The 18272-nt window shown below is 63.2% G+C and carries 17 protein-coding genes; 12 read left to right on the top strand and 5 right to left on the bottom strand.

Annotated elements, in window-relative coordinates:
• Nucleotides 1-8: 8 nt before the first annotated feature.
• A complete protein-coding gene (locus tag M3B90_RS06560; RefSeq protein WP_259889220.1) occupies nucleotides 9-2327 on the top strand; it encodes an alpha-galactosidase in 2319 nt (772 codons plus the stop codon).
• 121 nt (nucleotides 2328-2448) lie between these two features.
• Complete coding sequence (locus tag M3B90_RS06555; RefSeq protein ID WP_259889219.1) at nucleotides 2449-4494, top strand: M3 family metallopeptidase; 2046 nt, start codon at nucleotides 2449-2451, stop codon at nucleotides 4492-4494.
• 3 nt (nucleotides 4495-4497) lie between these two features.
• Here M3B90_RS06555 and M3B90_RS06550 read toward each other — a convergent pair whose 3' ends face one another.
• Entirely contained in the window at nucleotides 4498-5106 is a 609-nt protein-coding gene (locus tag M3B90_RS06550) for a DUF4126 domain-containing protein (protein WP_259889218.1), read from the bottom strand.
• 112 nt (nucleotides 5107-5218) lie between these two features.
• On the opposite strand from M3B90_RS06550, the gene M3B90_RS06545 reads away from it, so the two are divergent.
• The 6 genes from M3B90_RS06545 (at nucleotide 5219) to M3B90_RS06520 (ending at nucleotide 11932) form a co-directional block, all read left to right on the top strand.
• Nucleotides 5219-5866 carry a hypothetical protein gene (locus tag M3B90_RS06545; RefSeq protein ID WP_259889217.1) on the top strand — a complete coding sequence of 216 codons (648 nt, stop codon included), beginning with the start codon at nucleotides 5219-5221 and terminating at the stop codon, nucleotides 5864-5866.
• A 243-nt stretch (nucleotides 5867-6109) separates the two neighbouring features.
• Nucleotides 6110-6739: a DUF47 domain-containing protein gene (locus M3B90_RS06540; protein ID WP_259889215.1), complete on the top strand. Its 630-nt coding sequence runs from the start codon at nucleotides 6110-6112 to the stop codon at nucleotides 6737-6739.
• Entirely contained in the window at nucleotides 6739-7806 is a 1068-nt protein-coding gene (locus tag M3B90_RS06535; RefSeq protein WP_259889214.1) for an inorganic phosphate transporter, read from the top strand. Before M3B90_RS06540 ends, M3B90_RS06535 begins: the two co-directional genes overlap by 1 nt.
• A gap of 102 nt (nucleotides 7807-7908) precedes the next feature.
• On the top strand, nucleotides 7909-8754 hold the full coding sequence (locus M3B90_RS06530; RefSeq protein ID WP_259889213.1) for a hypothetical protein: 846 nt from the start codon (nucleotides 7909-7911) through the stop codon (nucleotides 8752-8754).
• 34 nt (nucleotides 8755-8788) lie between these two features.
• Nucleotides 8789-10429: a phosphoglucomutase (alpha-D-glucose-1,6-bisphosphate-dependent) gene (gene pgm / locus M3B90_RS06525; protein WP_259889212.1), complete on the top strand. Its 1641-nt coding sequence runs from the start codon at nucleotides 8789-8791 to the stop codon at nucleotides 10427-10429.
• A 351-nt stretch (nucleotides 10430-10780) separates the two neighbouring features.
• Nucleotides 10781-11932, top strand: coding sequence for a hypothetical protein (locus tag M3B90_RS06520; protein ID WP_259889211.1), 1152 nt, complete (start codon nucleotides 10781-10783; stop codon nucleotides 11930-11932).
• Nucleotides 11933-12000: 68 nt separating this feature from the next.
• On the opposite strand, the gene M3B90_RS06515 is transcribed toward M3B90_RS06520, so the two are convergent.
• Entirely contained in the window at nucleotides 12001-12528 is a 528-nt protein-coding gene (locus M3B90_RS06515; RefSeq protein WP_259889210.1) for a protein tyrosine phosphatase, read from the bottom strand.
• Nucleotides 12529-12647: 119 nt separating this feature from the next.
• On the opposite strand from M3B90_RS06515, the gene M3B90_RS06510 reads away from it, so the two are divergent.
• From M3B90_RS06510 to M3B90_RS06495, 4 genes are all read left to right on the top strand, one after another.
• Complete coding sequence (locus M3B90_RS06510; protein ID WP_259889209.1) at nucleotides 12648-13907, top strand: App1 family protein; 1260 nt, start codon at nucleotides 12648-12650, stop codon at nucleotides 13905-13907.
• Nucleotides 13908-14005: 98 nt separating this feature from the next.
• On the top strand, nucleotides 14006-14317 hold the full coding sequence (locus M3B90_RS06505) for a hypothetical protein (protein ID WP_259889208.1): 312 nt from the start codon (nucleotides 14006-14008) through the stop codon (nucleotides 14315-14317).
• 68 nt (nucleotides 14318-14385) lie between these two features.
• Nucleotides 14386-14613 (top strand): hypothetical protein, encoded by a 228-nt coding sequence (locus tag M3B90_RS06500; RefSeq protein ID WP_259889207.1) that lies wholly within the window; start codon nucleotides 14386-14388, stop codon nucleotides 14611-14613.
• Nucleotides 14614-14700: 87 nt separating this feature from the next.
• Nucleotides 14701-15483, top strand: coding sequence for a hypothetical protein (locus M3B90_RS06495; RefSeq protein WP_259889206.1), 783 nt, complete (start codon nucleotides 14701-14703; stop codon nucleotides 15481-15483).
• Here M3B90_RS06495 and M3B90_RS06490 read toward each other — a convergent pair.
• Genes M3B90_RS06490 through M3B90_RS06480 form a run of 3 tightly spaced genes read right to left on the bottom strand, consistent with a single transcriptional unit; the run spans nucleotide 15480 to nucleotide 18225 of the window.
• Entirely contained in the window at nucleotides 15480-16262 is a 783-nt protein-coding gene (locus M3B90_RS06490) for an amino acid ABC transporter ATP-binding protein (protein ID WP_311199952.1), read from the bottom strand. The two genes, M3B90_RS06495 and M3B90_RS06490, sit on opposite strands and share 4 nt — an antisense overlap.
• Nucleotides 16263-16312: 50 nt before the next feature.
• Nucleotides 16313-17266 (bottom strand): amino acid ABC transporter permease, encoded by a 954-nt coding sequence (locus tag M3B90_RS06485; RefSeq protein ID WP_259889205.1) that lies wholly within the window; start codon nucleotides 17264-17266, stop codon nucleotides 16313-16315.
• Nucleotides 17263-18225 carry an ABC transporter substrate-binding protein gene (locus tag M3B90_RS06480; RefSeq protein WP_259889204.1) on the bottom strand — a complete coding sequence of 321 codons (963 nt, stop codon included), beginning with the start codon at nucleotides 18223-18225 and terminating at the stop codon, nucleotides 17263-17265. Before M3B90_RS06480 ends, M3B90_RS06485 begins: the two co-directional genes overlap by 4 nt.
• Nucleotides 18226-18272: the final 47 nt, after the last annotated feature.

Here is an 18272-nt window from a genome sequence, read left to right as displayed (position 1 = left end):
CTTCCTTCATGTCACTCGCCCGCACTGCCCACGCCCCCGCCGCCTCTCGCTCCTTCCGCGCGTTCCGCGCAGCCGACTCTCGTGCCCTCGAAACCGAGAACGCCCTCTACCTGAGCCGCGCGGGAGTCAGCATCGCCCTCGATCTCACCGCGGGCCGCGTGCCCGCCGTCGTCTACTGGGGCTCCGACCTCGGCGACCTCACGAACGCCGAACTCGAGCTTCTCCTCGAAGCCGCCACGGTCGCCCCTAACCAGAACGCCCTCGACATCCCGCCGCGACTGGGCCTCCTGCCCCAGGACGCCGACGGCTGGCTCGGTGAACCAGGCCTCCTCGGCGGGCGCGATAACGGCGCTGGATTTGCTCCTCGCCTCGGGCTCACGACCCACACGATTGAGCACAGCGTGTCCGACGGTTCCGGCGAAAAGGACGTTCTCACCCTCACACTCGAGGATGCCCCGCTCGGCCTCAAGGTGGTTCTCACCCTCGAGCTCCTGAATTCAGGTCTCGTGCGCATGAGGGGGACCCTCACGAATCGAGGAGCGGGAAACTACCGCCTGCAGTCGTTCACGATGGCGCTCCCGGTGCCGTCGGAAGCGAACGAGATCCTTGACTTTGCCGGCCGCTGGACCCGCGAGCGCGAACCCCAGCGCCTACCGGTGCGCGTGGGCCAGCACATGCGCGAGAACCGCCGCGGCCGCACGGGCGCCGATTCGGCGTTCCTCTTGCACGTGGGCGAGCGCGGATTCACCTACTCCTCCGGTGAAGTGTGGGCACTGCACACGGGCTTTTCCGGCCAGCACAGGCACATCGTTGAGCGTACGAGTGCGGGCGAAACAATCCTCGCGGGCGGCGAGGGGCTGTTCGCGGGTGAGGTCGTGCTTGCGGAAAACGAGAGCTATGAATCGCCGTACGTGTACGCGAGCCACGGTGTGGGCCTCGATGAGGTCGCGCAGCGCTTCCACGCGTGGCTGCGCTCACGCGACAACCACGTGGACACGGATCGCCCGGTCACGCTGAATGTGTGGGAGGCCGTGTACTTCGATCACGACCTCGACCGACTGAAAGACCTCGCGGACCGGGCGGCCGAGCTTGGTGTCGAGCGCTACGTTCTCGACGATGGCTGGTTCGGCGATCGCCGCGACGACTACGCGGGCCTCGGCGATTGGATTGTGAGTGAGGACGTGTGGCCGAACGGACTCACGCCGCTCATCGAGCACGTCAAGGGCCTCGGCATGCAGTTTGGCTTGTGGTTCGAGCCCGAGATGGTGAATGAGGATTCGAATGTCGCGCGCGAGCATCCCGAGTGGATCATGGGCACGACGATGGAGCGCCTGCCCGAGCAGTCACGCCACCAGCAGGTCCTCAATCTCGCGATTCCCGAGGCGTATGCGCATGTGCGCGATCAGATGGTCGCAATTCTCGAGACCTACGACATCGACTACATCAAGTGGGATCACAACCGCGACCTCATCGAGGCAGGATTCCGCGAAACCGGCCAGCCCGCAACTCACGCGCAGACTCTCGCCGCGTACCGCCTTCTCGACGAGCTCAAGGAGCGCTTCCCCGGCCTCGAAATCGAAGCGTGTGGCTCGGGCGGCGCCCGCATCGACCTTGGCGTTCTCGAACGCACCGATCGCGTGTGGGTCTCGGACTGCATCGACCCTCTCGAGCGACAGATGATGAACCGCTGGACCAATCAGCTCATCCCGCTCGAGCTCATGGGCTCGCACGTCGCTTCGGGCGCTTCGCACACGACGGGCCGCCTCCACTCGATCGGCTACCGAGCGGCAACTGCGCTTTTCGGCCACTTCGGCATCGAGTGGGATCTTCGCCTTGCGACAGATGCGGAGATGGAAGAACTCGGCGCGTGGGTTCGCCTCTACAAGAACCAGCGCGAGCTTCTCTTCACGGGCGATCGTGTGCGTGTAGATCTCGGCGACGAATCGGTTGCGTTGCACGGGGTCGTGGCGTCCGACGCTTCCCGGGCCCTCTTTGCCTTCACCGCGCTTTCGAGGAGCGACGCCTACCAGACGGGTCGGCTCTACTTCCCGGGCCTCGAGGACGATGCGCGCTACAAGCTCGAAGTCCTCATGCCGGGCGCGAAGCCCTCTGGCTATGTTCCCTCCCCCGTCATGAGCAACGCTTCGGGCTTCCTCGCTCCCACGCCGGGCAATGCGCGCGACTACGAGCGCCTCAACGCCGAACTCCACGAGCGCGGGATCGCGGACCAGGTGCTGAGCGGTAGGGCGTGGGCAAGCGTCGGAATCACAACCCCGATCCTGAACCCTGAAAACACGGTGCTCTTCCAGCTCACGCGCGTCAGCTAACCCGCGCTCGCGCCCCCATCACGCGTCCGTCCCACCGTGCTCTATCCGTCGGGGCGGACGTCGTCGTTTTGGACTCTGGTACGCCGGTGCGCAGGCACGTGGCGTTCGGTACGGTTGCCGCATGAGTGAAGAAGCAACAGTGACGTCAAATCCGCTCCTTGAGGCATCGCCTCTCCCCTACAACCTTCCCGACTTCGCCGCGATCCGCGACGAGCACTACCTCCCCGCGATCGAGCAAGGCATTCGCGAAGCACGCGAGGCCTACGCTTCGATCGCGAACGACACCTCGGAGCCGACCTTCGAGAATGTCGTCGCCGTGCTCGACCAGCCGAGCCGAACCCTGAACCGCGCCGCGACCGTGTTCTACAACGTCGCGAGCGCCGATGGAACCGAGCCGCTTCTCGAGATCGAATCGAAAGTCTCCGAACTACTCACCGAGCTTGATAACGAGCTGCACCTTAACCCGCAGGTTTTCGAACGCCTCAACGCCGTGTATGAGAACCGCGAAGCGGCGGGGCTCGACGCCGAGCAAGTGCACCTCACCGAGAAATTCCATCAGCGCTTCACCCTCGCGGGTGCGGCTCTGAGTGAGAAGGAGCGCGAGGATCTCGCAAAACTCAACCTCGAGATCTCGAAAGCGCAAACGGAATTCAGCCAGCAGATCACGCGCGACATGAACGCCGCGGCCCTTCACCTCACGAACGAGGATGATCTTGCCGGACTCAGTGCAGATTCGAAGGCTGCCGCCGCGCGCGCCGCGAAGGAAGCTGGCCGCGAGGGCTGGCTTCTCACGTTCATCCTTCCCACGAATCAACCGGCACTCAGCTCGCTCACGAACCGCGACGTGCGAAAGCGCCTTTACGAGGCGAGCATCGAGCGCGGCGATCGCACGTGGCAAATGGCCGCGGAGATTGCGGCGCTGCGTGCCCGCAAGGCTGCGATGCTCGGCTTCGAGGATTTCGCTTCGCTCGCCGTTGCCGATCGTACGGCCCGCACGGCTGCCGCTGTTGATGAGCTTTTCGCGAAGACGAGCGCGCCCGCGATGGCGAACGCCGACCGCGAGGCAGAAAAGATTGCGGCCCGCGCAAAGAAGGATGGCATCAATACTCTCGAGCCGTGGGACTGGGCGTTTTACAGCGACAAGGTCAAGGCCGAGGAATTCAGTGTCGACACCGCGGCGCTTCGCCCCTACTTCGCCCTCGATCGCGTGGTCGAAGACGGCGTGTTCTACGCAGCCGAAAAGCTCTATGGCATCACCTTCAAGCGCCGCGAGGACCTCGTGGGCTACCACCCCGAGGTCAAGGTGTGGGAAGTTTTCGACGAGAGCGGTGAGGGTCTCGGATTGTTCCTCGGCGACTACTTCACGCGCGACACGAAGCGTGGTGGCGCGTGGATGAACAACATCGTCAGCCAGTCGCTCTCGGAGGGCACGAAGCCCGTCGTCGTCAACAACCTCAACATCAGCGCCCCCGCCGATGGCGACACGGCGCTCGTATCGCTGGATGAGGTGAGCACCCTCTTCCACGAGTTCGGGCATGCCCTGCACGGGCTCTTCTCGAACGTCACGTACGAGACCCTCTCGGGCCTTTCGGTCGAACGTGACATCGTCGAGTACCCGAGCCAGGTCAACGAGATGTGGATGTTCCACCCGGAGATCCTGCCGAATTACGCAAAGCACGTGGAGACCGGCGAGGTCGTTCCTCAAGACCTCATCGACGCCGTGACCGCCTCGCAGCAGTGGGGCGAGGGCTTCGGCACCGTCGAGTATTTGCGTGCCGCGGCTCTCGACTGGGCGTGGCACCGCCTTCCGGCTTCGCTCGAGGCCGAGCCGATCGAGGATCCGGTCGTGTTTGAGCAGGCCTCGCTCGAGGACGCGGGCCTCATGCACCCGCTTGTCGAGTCCCGCTATCGCACGAGCTACCTCAACCACACCTTCTCTGGCGGGTACGCGGCCGGCTACTACTCCTACCTGTGGGCCGAGGTTTTCGATGCCGACACAGTCGCGTGGTACGAGGAAAACGGCGGGCTCAAGCGAGAAAACGGCGATAAGTTCCGCACGCACGTGCTCTCGATCGGTGCGACGCGCCCGATTCCCGAGGCCTTCAAGGAGATGACGGGCCGTGAGGCCCAGTACGAGCCGCTCCTCAAGCGGCGCGGTCTGATCTGATCCTCACCTCAGTGTTGGGGCGGTGCCTTGGGGTACCGCCCCATTTTTCGCTTCCCGACGCGCGCGCCACTTGCGCACAAAACGCACGAGAACAACGATCGCGATGATGGCCCCGATAAGGATGAATACCGCGGCGATGCCCGCGAGAATCGGGAGCAATACCGCGAGAATTGCAAGGATCACCGCGGCAATGTCCTCGATGACGCTCACGAGCACATTCGAAACCGGCTCGGGCGAAACGTTGACCGCGGCGCGCGTGGCGGCCTTCGCGCCGTGCGTGCCGAGCGCCGCAACCGTTCCCACAGCGGCATAGATCACCGCGGTCGTCGTGTCGGTTTCACCGCCGAGCAGAAAGCCGATTGCACCGCCGGCAACAGGGCGCACGATCGTGTTGATGCCATCCCACACCGAATCGAGAAACTGCACCTTATCCGCGAGAAAATCGACAATCACGAGGATCGCGGCAATCACGAGCACGTCCGTGCGCTGCATGACCTGTGGGATCTCCTGCACCTCAAGGAGTCGGCCCGCAAGGCCCAGCACGAACAGCATGAAGTAAGGCCGCACGCCGCTCACAACTCCGGAGCTCAACGTCATCATGAAGGCTTCCACTGCGACTCCTTTGGGTGGGCTGCGGGGAAGTTCGGGGTCCGACGCTTGCCGAGCAACCGTCGGAACTACCGTACCCAAAGCAGGGCAAGCCTTCACGAGTAGGGTTGTGTATATGGCAAAGTTCAGGCGTCCCGCATCACTTTCTCCGCAGCGTCAAGAGGCGATTGAGGGGGGTGTCGATCCCGCTCTCAAGAACGAAGCCGCGCATGAGAGCGCAGCGGCGCTCCTTCGCGAGACGCGTGAAAATGCGCGCCCCGAAGTCGTTGAGCGCGTGCTCCGACTCGTGGAACGCGAGGGCCTCGAGGACCTCGCGGCACTGTGGTCGGGCGCGGAGCCCACATCGCTTCCCGGCGCGTTCTGGCGGCTGTACGTTCTGCACACGTGGGTCCAGCGCGATACCGACGAAGTGCGGCGCCTGTTCGAGCTTGGCCGTACCACGGCGCCGGGGCTCACATACCTCGTGGGTTTTAGCGACCCGCCCACGATCGACTCGATGCGCGTCACTCTCGATGCGATCCTCTCGGGCGCCTTCACGGGCGATCTCTCGGTCGCGCTCTCGCGCGCAGCGGCCGTTTCCATGCTCGCCGCCTATGGCTCGGCCCACGCTGCTGACTCCCCCGAGGCTCGCGCGGAGCTCACGCATTCGCTCGGCCGGCCCGCGACTCCCGAAGAGCTCACGATGCGCGCCGAGCGCCTCCTCAAGACCGGCGAGGCCCTCAGCGAGGCGGCCCGCTCGGCAGCCGCGGGCACCCTCGCCTAGCCGGGCTCCGTAGGAGAAGTTCGCCGAAAACGCACGGGAGCGGTTTGAAGCCCCCTCCCCCTTCACTGTTAGGCTTAAAACGCGCGCCGGGCCGTGGTGGCCCCGGGCTCCAACATTTGCCGCTACGAGCGGCCTTCGCGCCGACAGGCGCCCCCGGTCCGGCGCCTCAACCCCTTTTTCATCGTGAGATGATCGACGCTTCACGCGCCGAATTTGGTTACTTTCGGGCGGTACCCTGAGCCCATGCCGCTGTTTTCCCCTCCTCGCGAAAGATCCGTGTACCACATCTTCACGGACCTCGCGCAGTGCGTGCAGACCAGCTCCGAGACGCTCGCCGAAACCCTCGCTCTCGAAGATGAGGCTCGGGCGAAGGCATTCGAACGGCTCCAGGCCCACGCGATCGATGCCTCCGAACTCAACCACAGGATCGCGAACAGGCTCGCCACGAGCCTCATTACCCCGTTCCAGGCCGACGCCCTTCACGGTGTCGCGGCTGCAATGAAGCTGTGCGTGAGCGAGATGGAGCGCGCAGCCGATCTCACCCTTCGGCTCGAGATTGGGAAGCTCCCGAACCGTTTGCTCGAGATCCTCTCTGTCGTCGAGCGCGCTTCGGAGCTCGTTGTGCAGTGCGCCTGGAAACTTGAGGCCCCCAAGCAACTTTCCGCATTCGACGAGGACATGCGGCGACTCACGACCCACGCTTCAGAGCATTCCCGCAAAGCGATCGCGGAACTATGGGAGAGCTGCACGACCCCGTCGGAATTTCCCGCGTGCGCGCGCATGCGCGAGGTGATCGGGGCGCTCGAGTGCGTGCTTCTCGCGTTTCAGAATCTCTCGCGCTGCGTCGACTTGTTGCGCGTCAAGGACGTCTAATGCTCAGCTGGAGCATCGTTGCGCTCGCATCCGTATGGGCGTTCACAAACGGCGCCCAGGACGCCCCGAACGCGGTCACCACCACAATCGTCACGCGAGTTCTTCCCGAGCGGCTCGCTCTCGTCTACGCGGCGATCATGAACGGTGCGGGCGCCTTGTTTGGGCTCGCGAGCGGGGTATTTCTGCATTTCTCGCTTGTCCAGGTTCTGGGCGTTCCCGGGGCGCTTCTCGATGAGCCGCATTCGCTCGGAGTTGCACTCGCGTGCGGACTCGCGACCGCCATCGTCTTCCTTCTCGTCGGATGGTGGCGCGGCATTCCCCTCTCGGGGTGGGTCACAACTCTCGCGGCACTCACAGGCGCGTTCGCGGGAGCCCTCGGCAATGTGAGTCAGCTAGGTGGCATCGCGACTCTCTTCATCCCTGTCCTCGCGGGCCCACTCCTCGGCTTCGGTTTGAGTTTCATCCTCACCCGCGCGGTCAGTGGTCTCCAGTCGAAACGTCGGCTTACGACTGAAACGGTGCGGTGGACTCAAACCCTGACCGCGGGCCTCGTCGCGTTTGGACACGGACTCAGCAATATTCGCCTCCCGCTCGGGATCGTCATCGTCGCCCTCGCAGAAATCGACAGGTCTGCCGCACTCGACTCCTACACGCACGCCCCGGAGTCCGACGGCTCCCTCGGCCACCTCCTCTCGTCTCACTCGGGAATCGCCACCCTCCCCCTGTGGATCGCGCTGCTTCTCTCGGGCGCGATGGCCCTCGGCACGTTCGTGGGTGGCCGCGAAATCGTGCGCACACTCGGCCGGCGCCTGACCGACCTCACGGTGAGCCAGGGTCTCGCGGCCGAAACCTCGACCGCGGCTTTGCTCTATAGCGCGAGCGTGTGGCTTGGCCTCCCCATCTCGTCATCGTTCACGATTGTTGGCTCGATCGTCGGCTCCTCGCTTGCGGCCTCGAAGAAGTCCGTCGCGTGGAATGTGCTCGGTGGTATCGCGCTGTGGTGGGTCTTCACACCGCTCGCGTGCGCTGGTCTTGGATGGGGAACGGTCTTTCTGTCCCTCTCGTAAGGGAGTGCGCACGTTTCCACAAACGCCTGAGGGGAACCTTGTAGGCTTGGCGTGTAAAGCGTCACGCCCGTGATTGCGGTCCCTACTTATCTGGAGGCACACGTGTCCGATCCCTACAACGGCAACGATCGCCCGCGCCCCACTTACGGGCAGAGCGCCAACGAAGCGCAAGGGCAGTACTCCCCGTACGGCCAACAGGTAGCCCCCGGAGCACAGGGGTCAAACCAAAACCAGGGTGTGCCTCAGTACTCGCAGGGCGGCCAGCAGTACCAGCAGCAGAACCAGTATTCGCAGCCCCAGTACACGCCGCAAACGCAGCAAGGTGCCTTCGGCGGCTACGGCACCCCCTACGGATACGGAGGCGCGGCCGCCAAGCCAAAGCAGAAGCCTATCGGCATCGTTCTCACACTCATCGGTATCGTCCTCATGATCATCTCGGCGATCCTCACCGTCGTCGCGGTATGGCAATTCTTCGGGGGCGCATTCAATGAGATCGGCAACTTAAGCAATCTTGATAAGACCAACTCCAAGTTCGAGAACGGTACGGCGACTTATGATTTCGAGGTCGATGGCTTCGAGATCATGGTGCTGTACGTTCCTGAGGAAGATGGGGAAAATGCGACCTGCAAGGCCGTTCTCGAAGATGGCACCGAGCTCCAAACACAGACGGACACCTCAGACTCCGAGGGCATGACGATCGACGGCAAGAAGTACGTTCCCTACAAGGACTCATTCTTTGCTGAAAACCTCAAGGGCAAGGGAACGCTCACGTGCGAAAACGTAAGTGCGCCTGTCTCCGTCATGGGGCCGATCAATGTCTTTAACATGTTCACGAACAGCGCTGGCTGGGGCATTGGTGCACTCGCGACGGGACTCATCGGCGGCTTCCTGTTCTTCGTGGGAGTCATCGTGATGATCGTTCGCGCAATCGGCCGCAGCAGGAACTAAGACGGCCCGCAGGGGCACGAGTGAGGAGTTTTCCATGGTTCACGAAAGGGCGGGGAAGCTCCCGCTTCCCTCTGACCTGATCGACCCGTCACAGGTCATCGACGCGTACTACTCGCTGCACCCGGATCCCGAAAACCCGGATCAGGCCGTGAGTTTCGGGACGTCGGGTCACCGCGGAAGTTCGCTCGATACGGCGTTCAACGAAGACCACATCGCGGCCACGACCCAGGCGATCGTCGAATACCGCGCGGGTCAAGGCATTCGCGGCCCGCTCTTCATGGGCCGCGATACGCACGTGCTGAGCAAGCCCGCGTTCGAGACGGCCCTCGAGGTGCTCGTCGGCAATGGCGTCGCCGTACTGATCGACTCAGGCGATGGCTACACGCCCACGCCCGCGGTTTCGCACGCGATCCTCGTGCACAACCGCGGCAAGGTTGCGAGCGATGACTCGCGTGCCGACGGCATCGTCGTGACGCCGAGCCACAATCCTCCGCGCGACGGCGGATTCAAGTACAACCCGCCGCACGGCGGGCCGGCCGATACCGATGCGACGTCGTGGATCGCGAAGCGCGCGAATGAGATCCTCGCGGGCGGGATTCGCGACGTGCGTCGCGTTGATTCAGCCAAGGCCCGCGAGGGCGCCGGGCGCTACGACTTCACAACGACCTACATCGACGATCTGCCCTCGGTCGTCAATGTGGAGGCGATCGCGAAGGCGGGCGTGAAGATCGGCGCGGATCCTCTCGGCGGCGCCGCCGTCGAATATTGGGCCCGCATCGCCGAGCGTCACGGTCTCGACCTCACGGTCGTCAACCCCGAGGTTGACCCAACCTTCTCCTTCATGACCCTCGATGCTGATGGCATCATCCGCATGGATTGTTCGAGCCCGTGGGCGATGGCCTCGGTTCTTGAGCAGCGCGATAAATTCGATATCGCAACGGGCAACGACACTGATTCTGACCGCCACGGCATCGTCACCCCGCAGGGCGGGCTCATGAACCCGAATCACTACCTCGCAGTCGCAATTACCTACTTGTTCAACAACCGTCCCGGGTGGCCTCAAAACGCGAAGATCGGCAAGACCCTCGTCTCGAGCTCACTCATCGACCGCGTCGGGAAGAAGATCGGTCGCGACGTACTCGAAGTTCCCGTGGGCTTTAAGTGGTTCGTGCCCGGCCTTCTCGATTCCTCGGTGGGTTTTGGCGGCGAGGAAAGCGCGGGGGCGTCGTTCCTGCGCATGAACGGCGATGTGTGGACGACCGATAAGGACGGCATCATCCTCGCGCTCCTCGCCTCGGAGATCACCGCGGTCACGGGCAAGAACCCGCACGAACATCTCGAAGAGCTCATTGGAGAGTTCGGGGCGAGCGCCTACGCGCGTATTTCCGCCCCGGCCGATCGCGAGGCAAAAGCAAAGCTCAAAAATCTCTCTCCCGAAGCCGTCTCAGCCACGAGCGTCGCCGGTGAGGAGATCTCTTCGATCATGACGAACGCCCCCTCAGGCGATCCGATCGGCGGCCTCAAGGTGACAACCGAGAACGCGTGGTTCGCCGCGCGCCCTTCCGGCACGGAGGACATCTACAAGATCTACGCCGAATCTTTCAAGGGCGAAGATCACCTCTCGAGTGTCCAGGCCGCGGCAAAGGACGTCGTGAACGCAGCCCTCAGTGAGTAACCGCTGATCAGCCCTCTTTTCTATCTCAACGGCGGGAGTATTCGTGTGAGCGGTTACTCCCGCTTCTGCTGTCGCCATTCGGCGATTACTACACCAGTCGGTGCACTTTTTATTACAAATCGATAACAGGGGTGACACGCGCATTTACTACCGCGTAGTCTGGGTTCCGTGGCTTTTAGGCCTCTATCCGATTTCCCCACAAGCGCTTTACTCTCGGGAGACTGCATGTCAACTTCACGCAGCGGCGTGCGCCACTCGGCGCATCGAACGCCGGCTCGCAGTCTGCCCTCGCGCCCTCACTCTTTCGTCAAGCGAGTGGGCGCACTCCTTCTCGCCCTCTCCGTTTTTAGCGTGCCCGCGGCACCACTCGCCTTCGCGGTTGGAGAGAGCACACCTTCAACCACCACCAGCTCCGCACAGCCCACAAATGAGAACTCGACTGTGGTGGCTGAACCGTCGGAAATCGAGGCCCCCACGTGCGTGGTACCGGGACCGGAGTACTTCTTCTTCGCGGGATTCCGATGGGTCAAGTGGTGGATTGAGCACCCGGATGAAGTGCCGTGTCTCGATGATCGCTCGGAACCGGAGCCGGGCGATGCGACTCAACCCGAGCCGGAGCCAAGCGGCGAGGCAGAACCAAGCCCAACCGACGAGCCGACTCCAACTCCAGAACCCACCGCCGACCCTTCAGAGGAACCAGCCCCAACGCCCGGGCCCGAGCCCACGGATGAGGCTACGCCCGAGCCGGAGCCGAGCGACGAGCCAACACCGGAACCCACACAAGAATCCTTGCCGCATCCGGAACCATCGACTGAGGCGCCAACGATAACCGAGCCCCAGATTGAGCCAAAACCGGCTCCTTCCGAAAAGCCGGAGCTCGAGCGCGAGGCGTCACCCAAGCCGCAACCCCAATCCGAGCCTAAAGACGAGGCGAAGAAGGCAAAACCAACGGTTCACGCGGAGCCCCCCGCCGAGGCCCCCGCGCCCGAAAAGCGGCTCGAAACCGCCGACCCAGAAGCTAATCCCACCCGGGAGGCTCAGCCGAAGCCGGAGTCCTCGCCCTCGCGACAGACCGAGCCCTCACCAGAAGCAGAGCATCCCGAACGGAACACGCCAGCGCAAAGGGATGCCCAACCCGAGCCAGAATCGGAGCCGCTTCCCCCCGCTCCCGCGCCAGAACCCGAGCCTTCGCCCTCCCCGGGAGGCGACCCCACCGAGATTCCCGCTCTCACGATGCCTGACGGGGGCGAGCCTGAAAGCGCTCCTCCTGGCGTTCGCCTCAACCCAACCGCGGCCCCCACGGATGGTTCGACACCGCGCGCGAACGACATTCTCGGTGATGAGGACGAAAAGGTCGACACGATCCTTTCGGTGTGGACCAACCCTGATGGCAGCGCCCTCGGTTCACTCAAGACCATCCTTGCGGGTACCGTTGCCGTGGGCGTGACCGTAGCCGGTGGCCTCGGCGCCCTGACGCTCAGGGCGCGCGCGAAGAAGCCGTAAATACCCGCGGTTCGCGGCGCTCAGAAATCGCTGCGCACTCGGATCGCCTCTTTGCTCATGGCTCGGGGCTAAGCGATCTCTCCGCGCTCTCGAAGGCGCGACTTAATGAACAGCAGGATCGACGGGACCGCGCGCTCCATTTTGAGCACGGTGCGGTCGAAGAACTTCTGCCCCTCGTAGAAGGGGTCGGGCACCTCGAGGTCCTCGGGTTCAGCGACAGCGGGCTTAGCCGGATCGAACTCGCCCCACATGTGAAGCGTGGGCGGTTCAACGCCTTCGGGAATCGCCTCGAGCTTGCGGTTCATTTCCGCAAGGTGCTTTGTGCTCATCGTAAGAACGAGGTCCCATTCACCGAGCTGATGCACGAGAACGGTGCGGGCCGCGTGCGCCTCGGGACTGTAGCCGGCACGTTCCAAGGCGAGAACGATGCGATCGTCCATGGGAAAGCCCTCGGATTCATAGGTTGTTCCCGCGCTCTCAACCTCGACGAGATCCTCAAGCCCCGCCTGTTCAAGACCGGTTTTGAGCATGACGGCGGCGGCAGGCGAACGACAGATGTTCGCCGTGCACACCGTCAACACTCGATACTTGCTCACGGCACTATCTTGCCGCATTTTCGAGGCGCGCGTTAAGGGTCGCGTGCGGCGCGTCCACTAGGATGAATGAGCTCCCGCCGGGGGCTTTGTCGCGATCCGAGGTGCAGGGAGGTGTGAGTTTGGGTTCGCACACATTCTCGCGCCCCGATCGACCCCATTGGTCGGCGCGCCTCGAGGATAAGAAGAACACTGCAATGGCTCGGCTGCTTCGCACTCTCGGCTACGAGGCCCGAATCCAGCCTTACACCGCGTACGGTTCACGCACGAAGGTTCGCGTTCTCGGACGCGTCCTCTTTGCGGGGCCCGGCACGAAACCCGATCATTTCGATCAGCCCGTTTACGACATGCGCTCGCTCGCGCGGCGAGGTTTTCGCAACTTCATGTCGCAGATCGACCCGCACGTTCGCGTCGAAATCACGGTCGACACCGCTAAGGGCGCACAAGTTTTTGAAACCTACGCGGACCGCTCAGGCATCATCGACGAAATCATCCCCGTCGAGCTCGAACCCGGGCTGCACGAGATCACCCTCAGCACCGACGGCACCAACACCGTCACGGCGAACGCCCACGTGTTTGACGACGAGGCGCAGGAGATCGCCGTTGTGAGCGACATCGACGACACGGTGCTCATCACCCTCCTTCCACGCCCCCTCATCGCGGGCTGGAATGCCTTCGTCATTTCGCAAGCCTCGCGCCGCATCGTCCCGGGCATGCCAGTGTTCTACCAGCAGCTTCGCCGCCACTACGGCGAAAACACCCCGTTCATCTACGTTTCGACAGGGGCGTGGAACGTTGCCCCGGTGCTCGAGCGCTTCCTTTTCAAGAACGGCTACCCCGCCGGGCCCCTCCTGCTCACCGATTGGGGCCCCACGAACACGGGCTTCTTCCGCTCTGGCACGCGACACAAGTTCACCACCCTCGCCTCGCTGCGCGAAATGTTCCCGAACACCCGCTGGCTCCTCGTGGGCGACGACGGTCAACACGACCCGTCAATCTACGGCAGCATCGTGGAGGATCACCCGGAATCGGTCGCAGCGGTCGCGATACGCGAACTCACCGACGACGAGCAGGATCTCGCCCACGGCGCCGAACGCCCCCTCGCTTCCATCGGCGCTTTCGGGCGCGCGCTCGTGGGGGCGGTACCGAAAGTGTGGCGCAGCACGATTGGGAGGAATGAGTCCGACGCCCGCCCGGCAACCGTCGGACCTCCTTCGAGCGGCGCGGGTCGCAACCGATCCGAACATGCGCACGAGAGCGTGCACGAGCGTCACGGCGTCCCGTGGGTGAGTGCACCCGATGGCTTCGGGCTTATCCGGGCGGCGCGCGCGATTGGGATCCTCGGCCGTCACCCACGTGAGGGCGAAGAAAAACTCCCGTGAGGGTGTAGAAAAGAGGGAAGGCAAAGCCGAAACTGGGTCTATGACGCAGTTATCTACACCCTGAACAGTTGGGACGGACGGGCGAGAGAGGGGCAGGCATGGACGAGAGCACCTCCACCGTGCGCTACGACGATGGAAATCTCGCCGATGCCGCGAGTGCACGCGAGGCGCGCGCACGCCGCTATATCCAGGCGCTCCTCGCCTTTTGCAGGCGATACGCCGGCGTGTTGATCGTCGTGCTTATCGCGGGCATCCTCGCCGACATCATCGTGAAGAAGACGACCGGCTTCCAGCTCTTCTTCATCTCTTTCGTGACCTCCGCAGGGATGTTGCTTCTGATCGGTTTCGCGCTCTTTCGAGAAGGGCGCGCGATCGTCGAACGCCTTTTCTCGAACGCTTCAACGCGTTAGCCAACACCTCGGCCCCACCCAAGGGCGAGTACGCGCTCGAATGGGGCCGCGCACTCGACGGAACGGGATTGTGGCTTGGTCCCGAAGGACTGAGTCTCGTCGCCGATCCCGGCGAGCGCGAGACGTATCCGTGGAGCGAGGTGCGACTCGAGACTGCGAAGGTGCTGTGGTTCGGAACCATGGACCTCATCGTGCATCTCCCGCATCGGCGTTTGCGCTATAGCGGCGACAAACTCGGGTTGAGCGCGGCAGAAATCATTGCGCGCGCCTCTCGCCTTCACACGGCGGAGCAGTAGCCACGTTACGCCTGGTCAGGGGGTGACTTTTCCACGCATATTCTCATAGAATTAACAGTGATTCAGGGGCGCGAGAGAGGGCTCAAGATGGAACCCGTCGTGGTGGGCTATGAGGATCACGGTTTGCCGGATGCCCGTGCGAAATTCGGCGCCTTCGCGCGAGAATCACTCGGCGATGCGGGCCTCTCGCGTGACAGCGTCAATCACGCCCTCGGGAACGTTCTCCCCTCACTCCACACGATCAGCATGATTGTGAAGTTTGCGCTCATCCTCGGTCTCGGCGCTATCGCCGCGGCACTCTACCGAAGCAACGTGCTGCCCGAGGACATGCGCTTCACGGTGCTCATCGTTTTCGGCGTTCTCGCTTTCGCCATCATCCCTTTCGTGTCGCGCGTGATCCGCTGGGTGGGCGGAAGCATCGGGCGTTTCACTCCCGTGCGTGAGCCCGAGTTTTCCGACGGCTACGCGGCCGAAGGTGTGTATACGCTCGATGAGCGTGATCTCGCAAACCCTAAGCCGCGAAGCAGGAAGTTTTCGGAGCGGATTTCCTCGGCCTACGACAGACTCGGCGACAACGCTGGCGAGGTCTTCCGGGTCCCGAACATCGCTGGCTCCTCGTATGGCCGATCCTTAGACGGGAAAGGCTTGTGGCTGGACTCCGAGGGACTCACGCTCGTGGTCGCTCGCGGCGAGCGCGAAACCTTCCCGTGGCACAAGGTGCGCCTTTCGGAAACGAGGCATCGCTGGCAAGAGGGCACGGGCCTGGCCGTGCATCTCCCGGACGTGACTCTCCAGTATTTCGGCCTGTATCTCGACCGCACTCCGAGCGAGATCATCGAAGCGGCAGAGCGTTTCCGCTCCGCTCGCTAGAGCACGCTTGCAAGAAATTCCTTGAGTCGCTCCGAGCAGGGATTGTCGAGGACTTCGCTCGGCGCCCCGGCCTCGATGGCCTGCCCCCCGTCCATGAACACGACGTGGTCGGCGACTTCGCGAGCAAAAGCGATCTCGTGGGTCACGACGACCATGGTTTGCCCTTCGGCAGCAAGGTCCTTGAGGACCTGGAGGACTTCGGCAACGAGTTCGGGGTCGAGCGCCGATGTCGGTTCATCGAAAAGCATGATCTCGGGCTCCATCGCGAGCGCCCGCGCGATCGCGACGCGCTGCTGCTGACCGCCGGATAGCTCGCTCGGGTAGTGATCGGCACGGTCACCGAGCCCCACGCGCTTCAGAAGCTCGAGGGCCTGTGCCCGGGCCTCGGCTTTCGGCACGCCGCGCACGTGAATCGGCGCCTCGCACACGTTCTCAAGAGCGGTCATGTGCGGAAACAGGTTGAAGCGCTGGAACACCATCGAGATGCGCGAGCGCTGCGCGGAGATCTCCTTTTCGGAAAGCTTTTGCCAGCGGCCGTCAGCCAAGGGCTCCGGCTGGTACCCCTGCAGTTCCCCGTCAATGAGGACTTTCCCGCCGGTTGGCTCTTCCAGTTGATTGATGCATCGAAGGAGCGTGGATTTACCCGAGCCGGAGGGGCCGATGAGAACGCATACTTCCCCTTCTCCAATTTCGAGGTCGACGCCGCGCAAAACGTGCAGGTCCCCGAAGGCCTTGTGGATGTTGTTGAGCTGCACTTTCGGAGCCGCCGCCATGGTCATGTTCTCTTCCTTGCCGTTCTCGTTGGTCGTTGCCACTGCCGAGCCTGCACTCACAGTTCCACCTCCGGTAGCGGTTCCTTCGGAGTTGTTCCCGAGGCGTTCACGGAGGTTTGACGCGAAGCACGCGAACCCGGTTTCACGCCAGCGCGGTCATCGAACCCCTTGCCGAAGTACCGCTCGATGTAGTACTGGCCAACCATGAGCACGCTCGTCACGGCGAGGTACCACAGGGCCGCGACGATGAGCATCGGCACCGGTTTGAACAGGAGGTTCGCGATCGAGTTCGAGGCGTAGGTGAGGTCGAGCGTGAACGGCACGGCGAGCACGAGCGACGTGGTCTTGAGCATGCCGATCGTTTCGTTGCCTAGCGGCGGAATAATCACGCGCATTGCCTGCGGAATCACGATCCTTCGCAGGATAAGTGAGTTCTTCATGCCGAGGGACTTCGCGGCTTCGCTCTGGCCGCGCTCGACGCTCGTGAGGCCCGCCCGCATGATTTCCGCGAGGTAGGCACCTTCGTTGAGTCCCAATGCGACGACCGCCGCCCAGAATGCCGTGAAAAACTCGCGGGTCGAAAAGCTGAAGAGTTCAGGGCCAAATGGCACACCAATCACAATCTTCGGGATGATCACGGTGATGAGACCCCAGAACACGAGCTGTGTGTACACGGGAACGCCGCGGAACACGAAGATGTAGGCCCACGAGACGCCCCGCAAAACGGGGTTGGAGCTAAGCCGCATGATCGCGGCGGTCAGGGCGATCACGGTGCCGATCACCATCGACACGAGCGTGAGAAGTAGCGTCCAACCGACGCCAGTGATGACCTTGACGTCGAACAGGTAGGTCCCAACGACGCCCCATTCGAAAACCTCGTTCCCTGCAAGGAACACGATAAGCGCCACACTCAGGAGTGCGACGATCACCGCGGCGATCCATGTTCCGGGCCTCGGGGCACGTTTCGCGCGGATCCGGTTGGGGATCGGGGTGTCGATACTCGTACTCATGCCTTCTTGACCTCTGCTTTCTCGATCATCCCTACCTCGTTCCCCCACGCGCTCATAATGCTGCGCAGCGCATCGGTGTCGATGAGGTGCTGCACGGCCGCGCACAGTGCTTCGGCGAGCTGATCCTCGCCTTTCTTGACGACAATCCCGTTGAGCGCCGATTCTTCAACCTCGCCCACGTGCTCGAGGGTCCCGCGCGAACGCGCGATCGCGTAGCTCGTCACGGGCGAATCGGCGATGAGCACATCGGCCTTGCCTCCCGCGACGTTGGTGACGGCGTCGGAATTGTTGGCGTAAGCGAGAATGTCGACGCCACGCTTTCCTGCAGCTCTGCATTTCTCGTCCTCTGCGAGGGCAATTTCCTCCTGGTAGGAGCCGACCTGCACCGCGGGGCGTTTACCGCACAGATCATGCGGATCAATCCCGTAAGGGTTGCCTTTCTTGACCGCGTAGGAGATGCCGGCCTCGAAGTAGCTCACCATCGTCACGGTTTCGAGCCGCTCATCGTTGATCGTGAACCCTGAGATCCCCACGTCGTATTTGCTGCCCACGGCGGGGATGATCTGCGAGAACACGGCGGACTCTGTGCGCGTCTCGAGCCCGAGAACGAGGCCGAGGGCGGTGAGGAGGTCGATGTCGTAGCCAACCGCTTTGCCACTATTGAGGAATTCGCCCGGGGCGTAGCTCAGCTCTGCACCGTTGACGAGTTCGCCGCGGGCGCGGATCTCTTCGGGAAGGAGCCGGGCGATGCTTTCTTGGTATTCGATCCCGCTGAAGTCGACTTCGGGGATGAGGCTCGCCTCGGCCGCGAGGGTTTCGGAGGCCCGGGTACACGCCCCGAGGCTCGGTGCGAGGGCGCCTGCCGCGAGGGTGGCGGGGATGGCGCGTAAGAATGCGCGCCTGGAGGTTCCGACGCTTGCCTGGCTGGCGTCGGACCGAAACTCACTCACTTGAATCATTTTGCAATAGTATGCATGACTATTCGCTTAGCGCAAGGCGTGCACCC

The organism is Dermabacter sp. p3-SID358 (assembly GCF_025147465.1).
Classification (GTDB): domain Bacteria; phylum Actinomycetota; class Actinomycetes; order Actinomycetales; family Dermabacteraceae; genus Dermabacter.
Note: the sequence above shows the minus strand (reverse complement) of the source record. Positions and strands in the feature narration are given on the sequence as shown.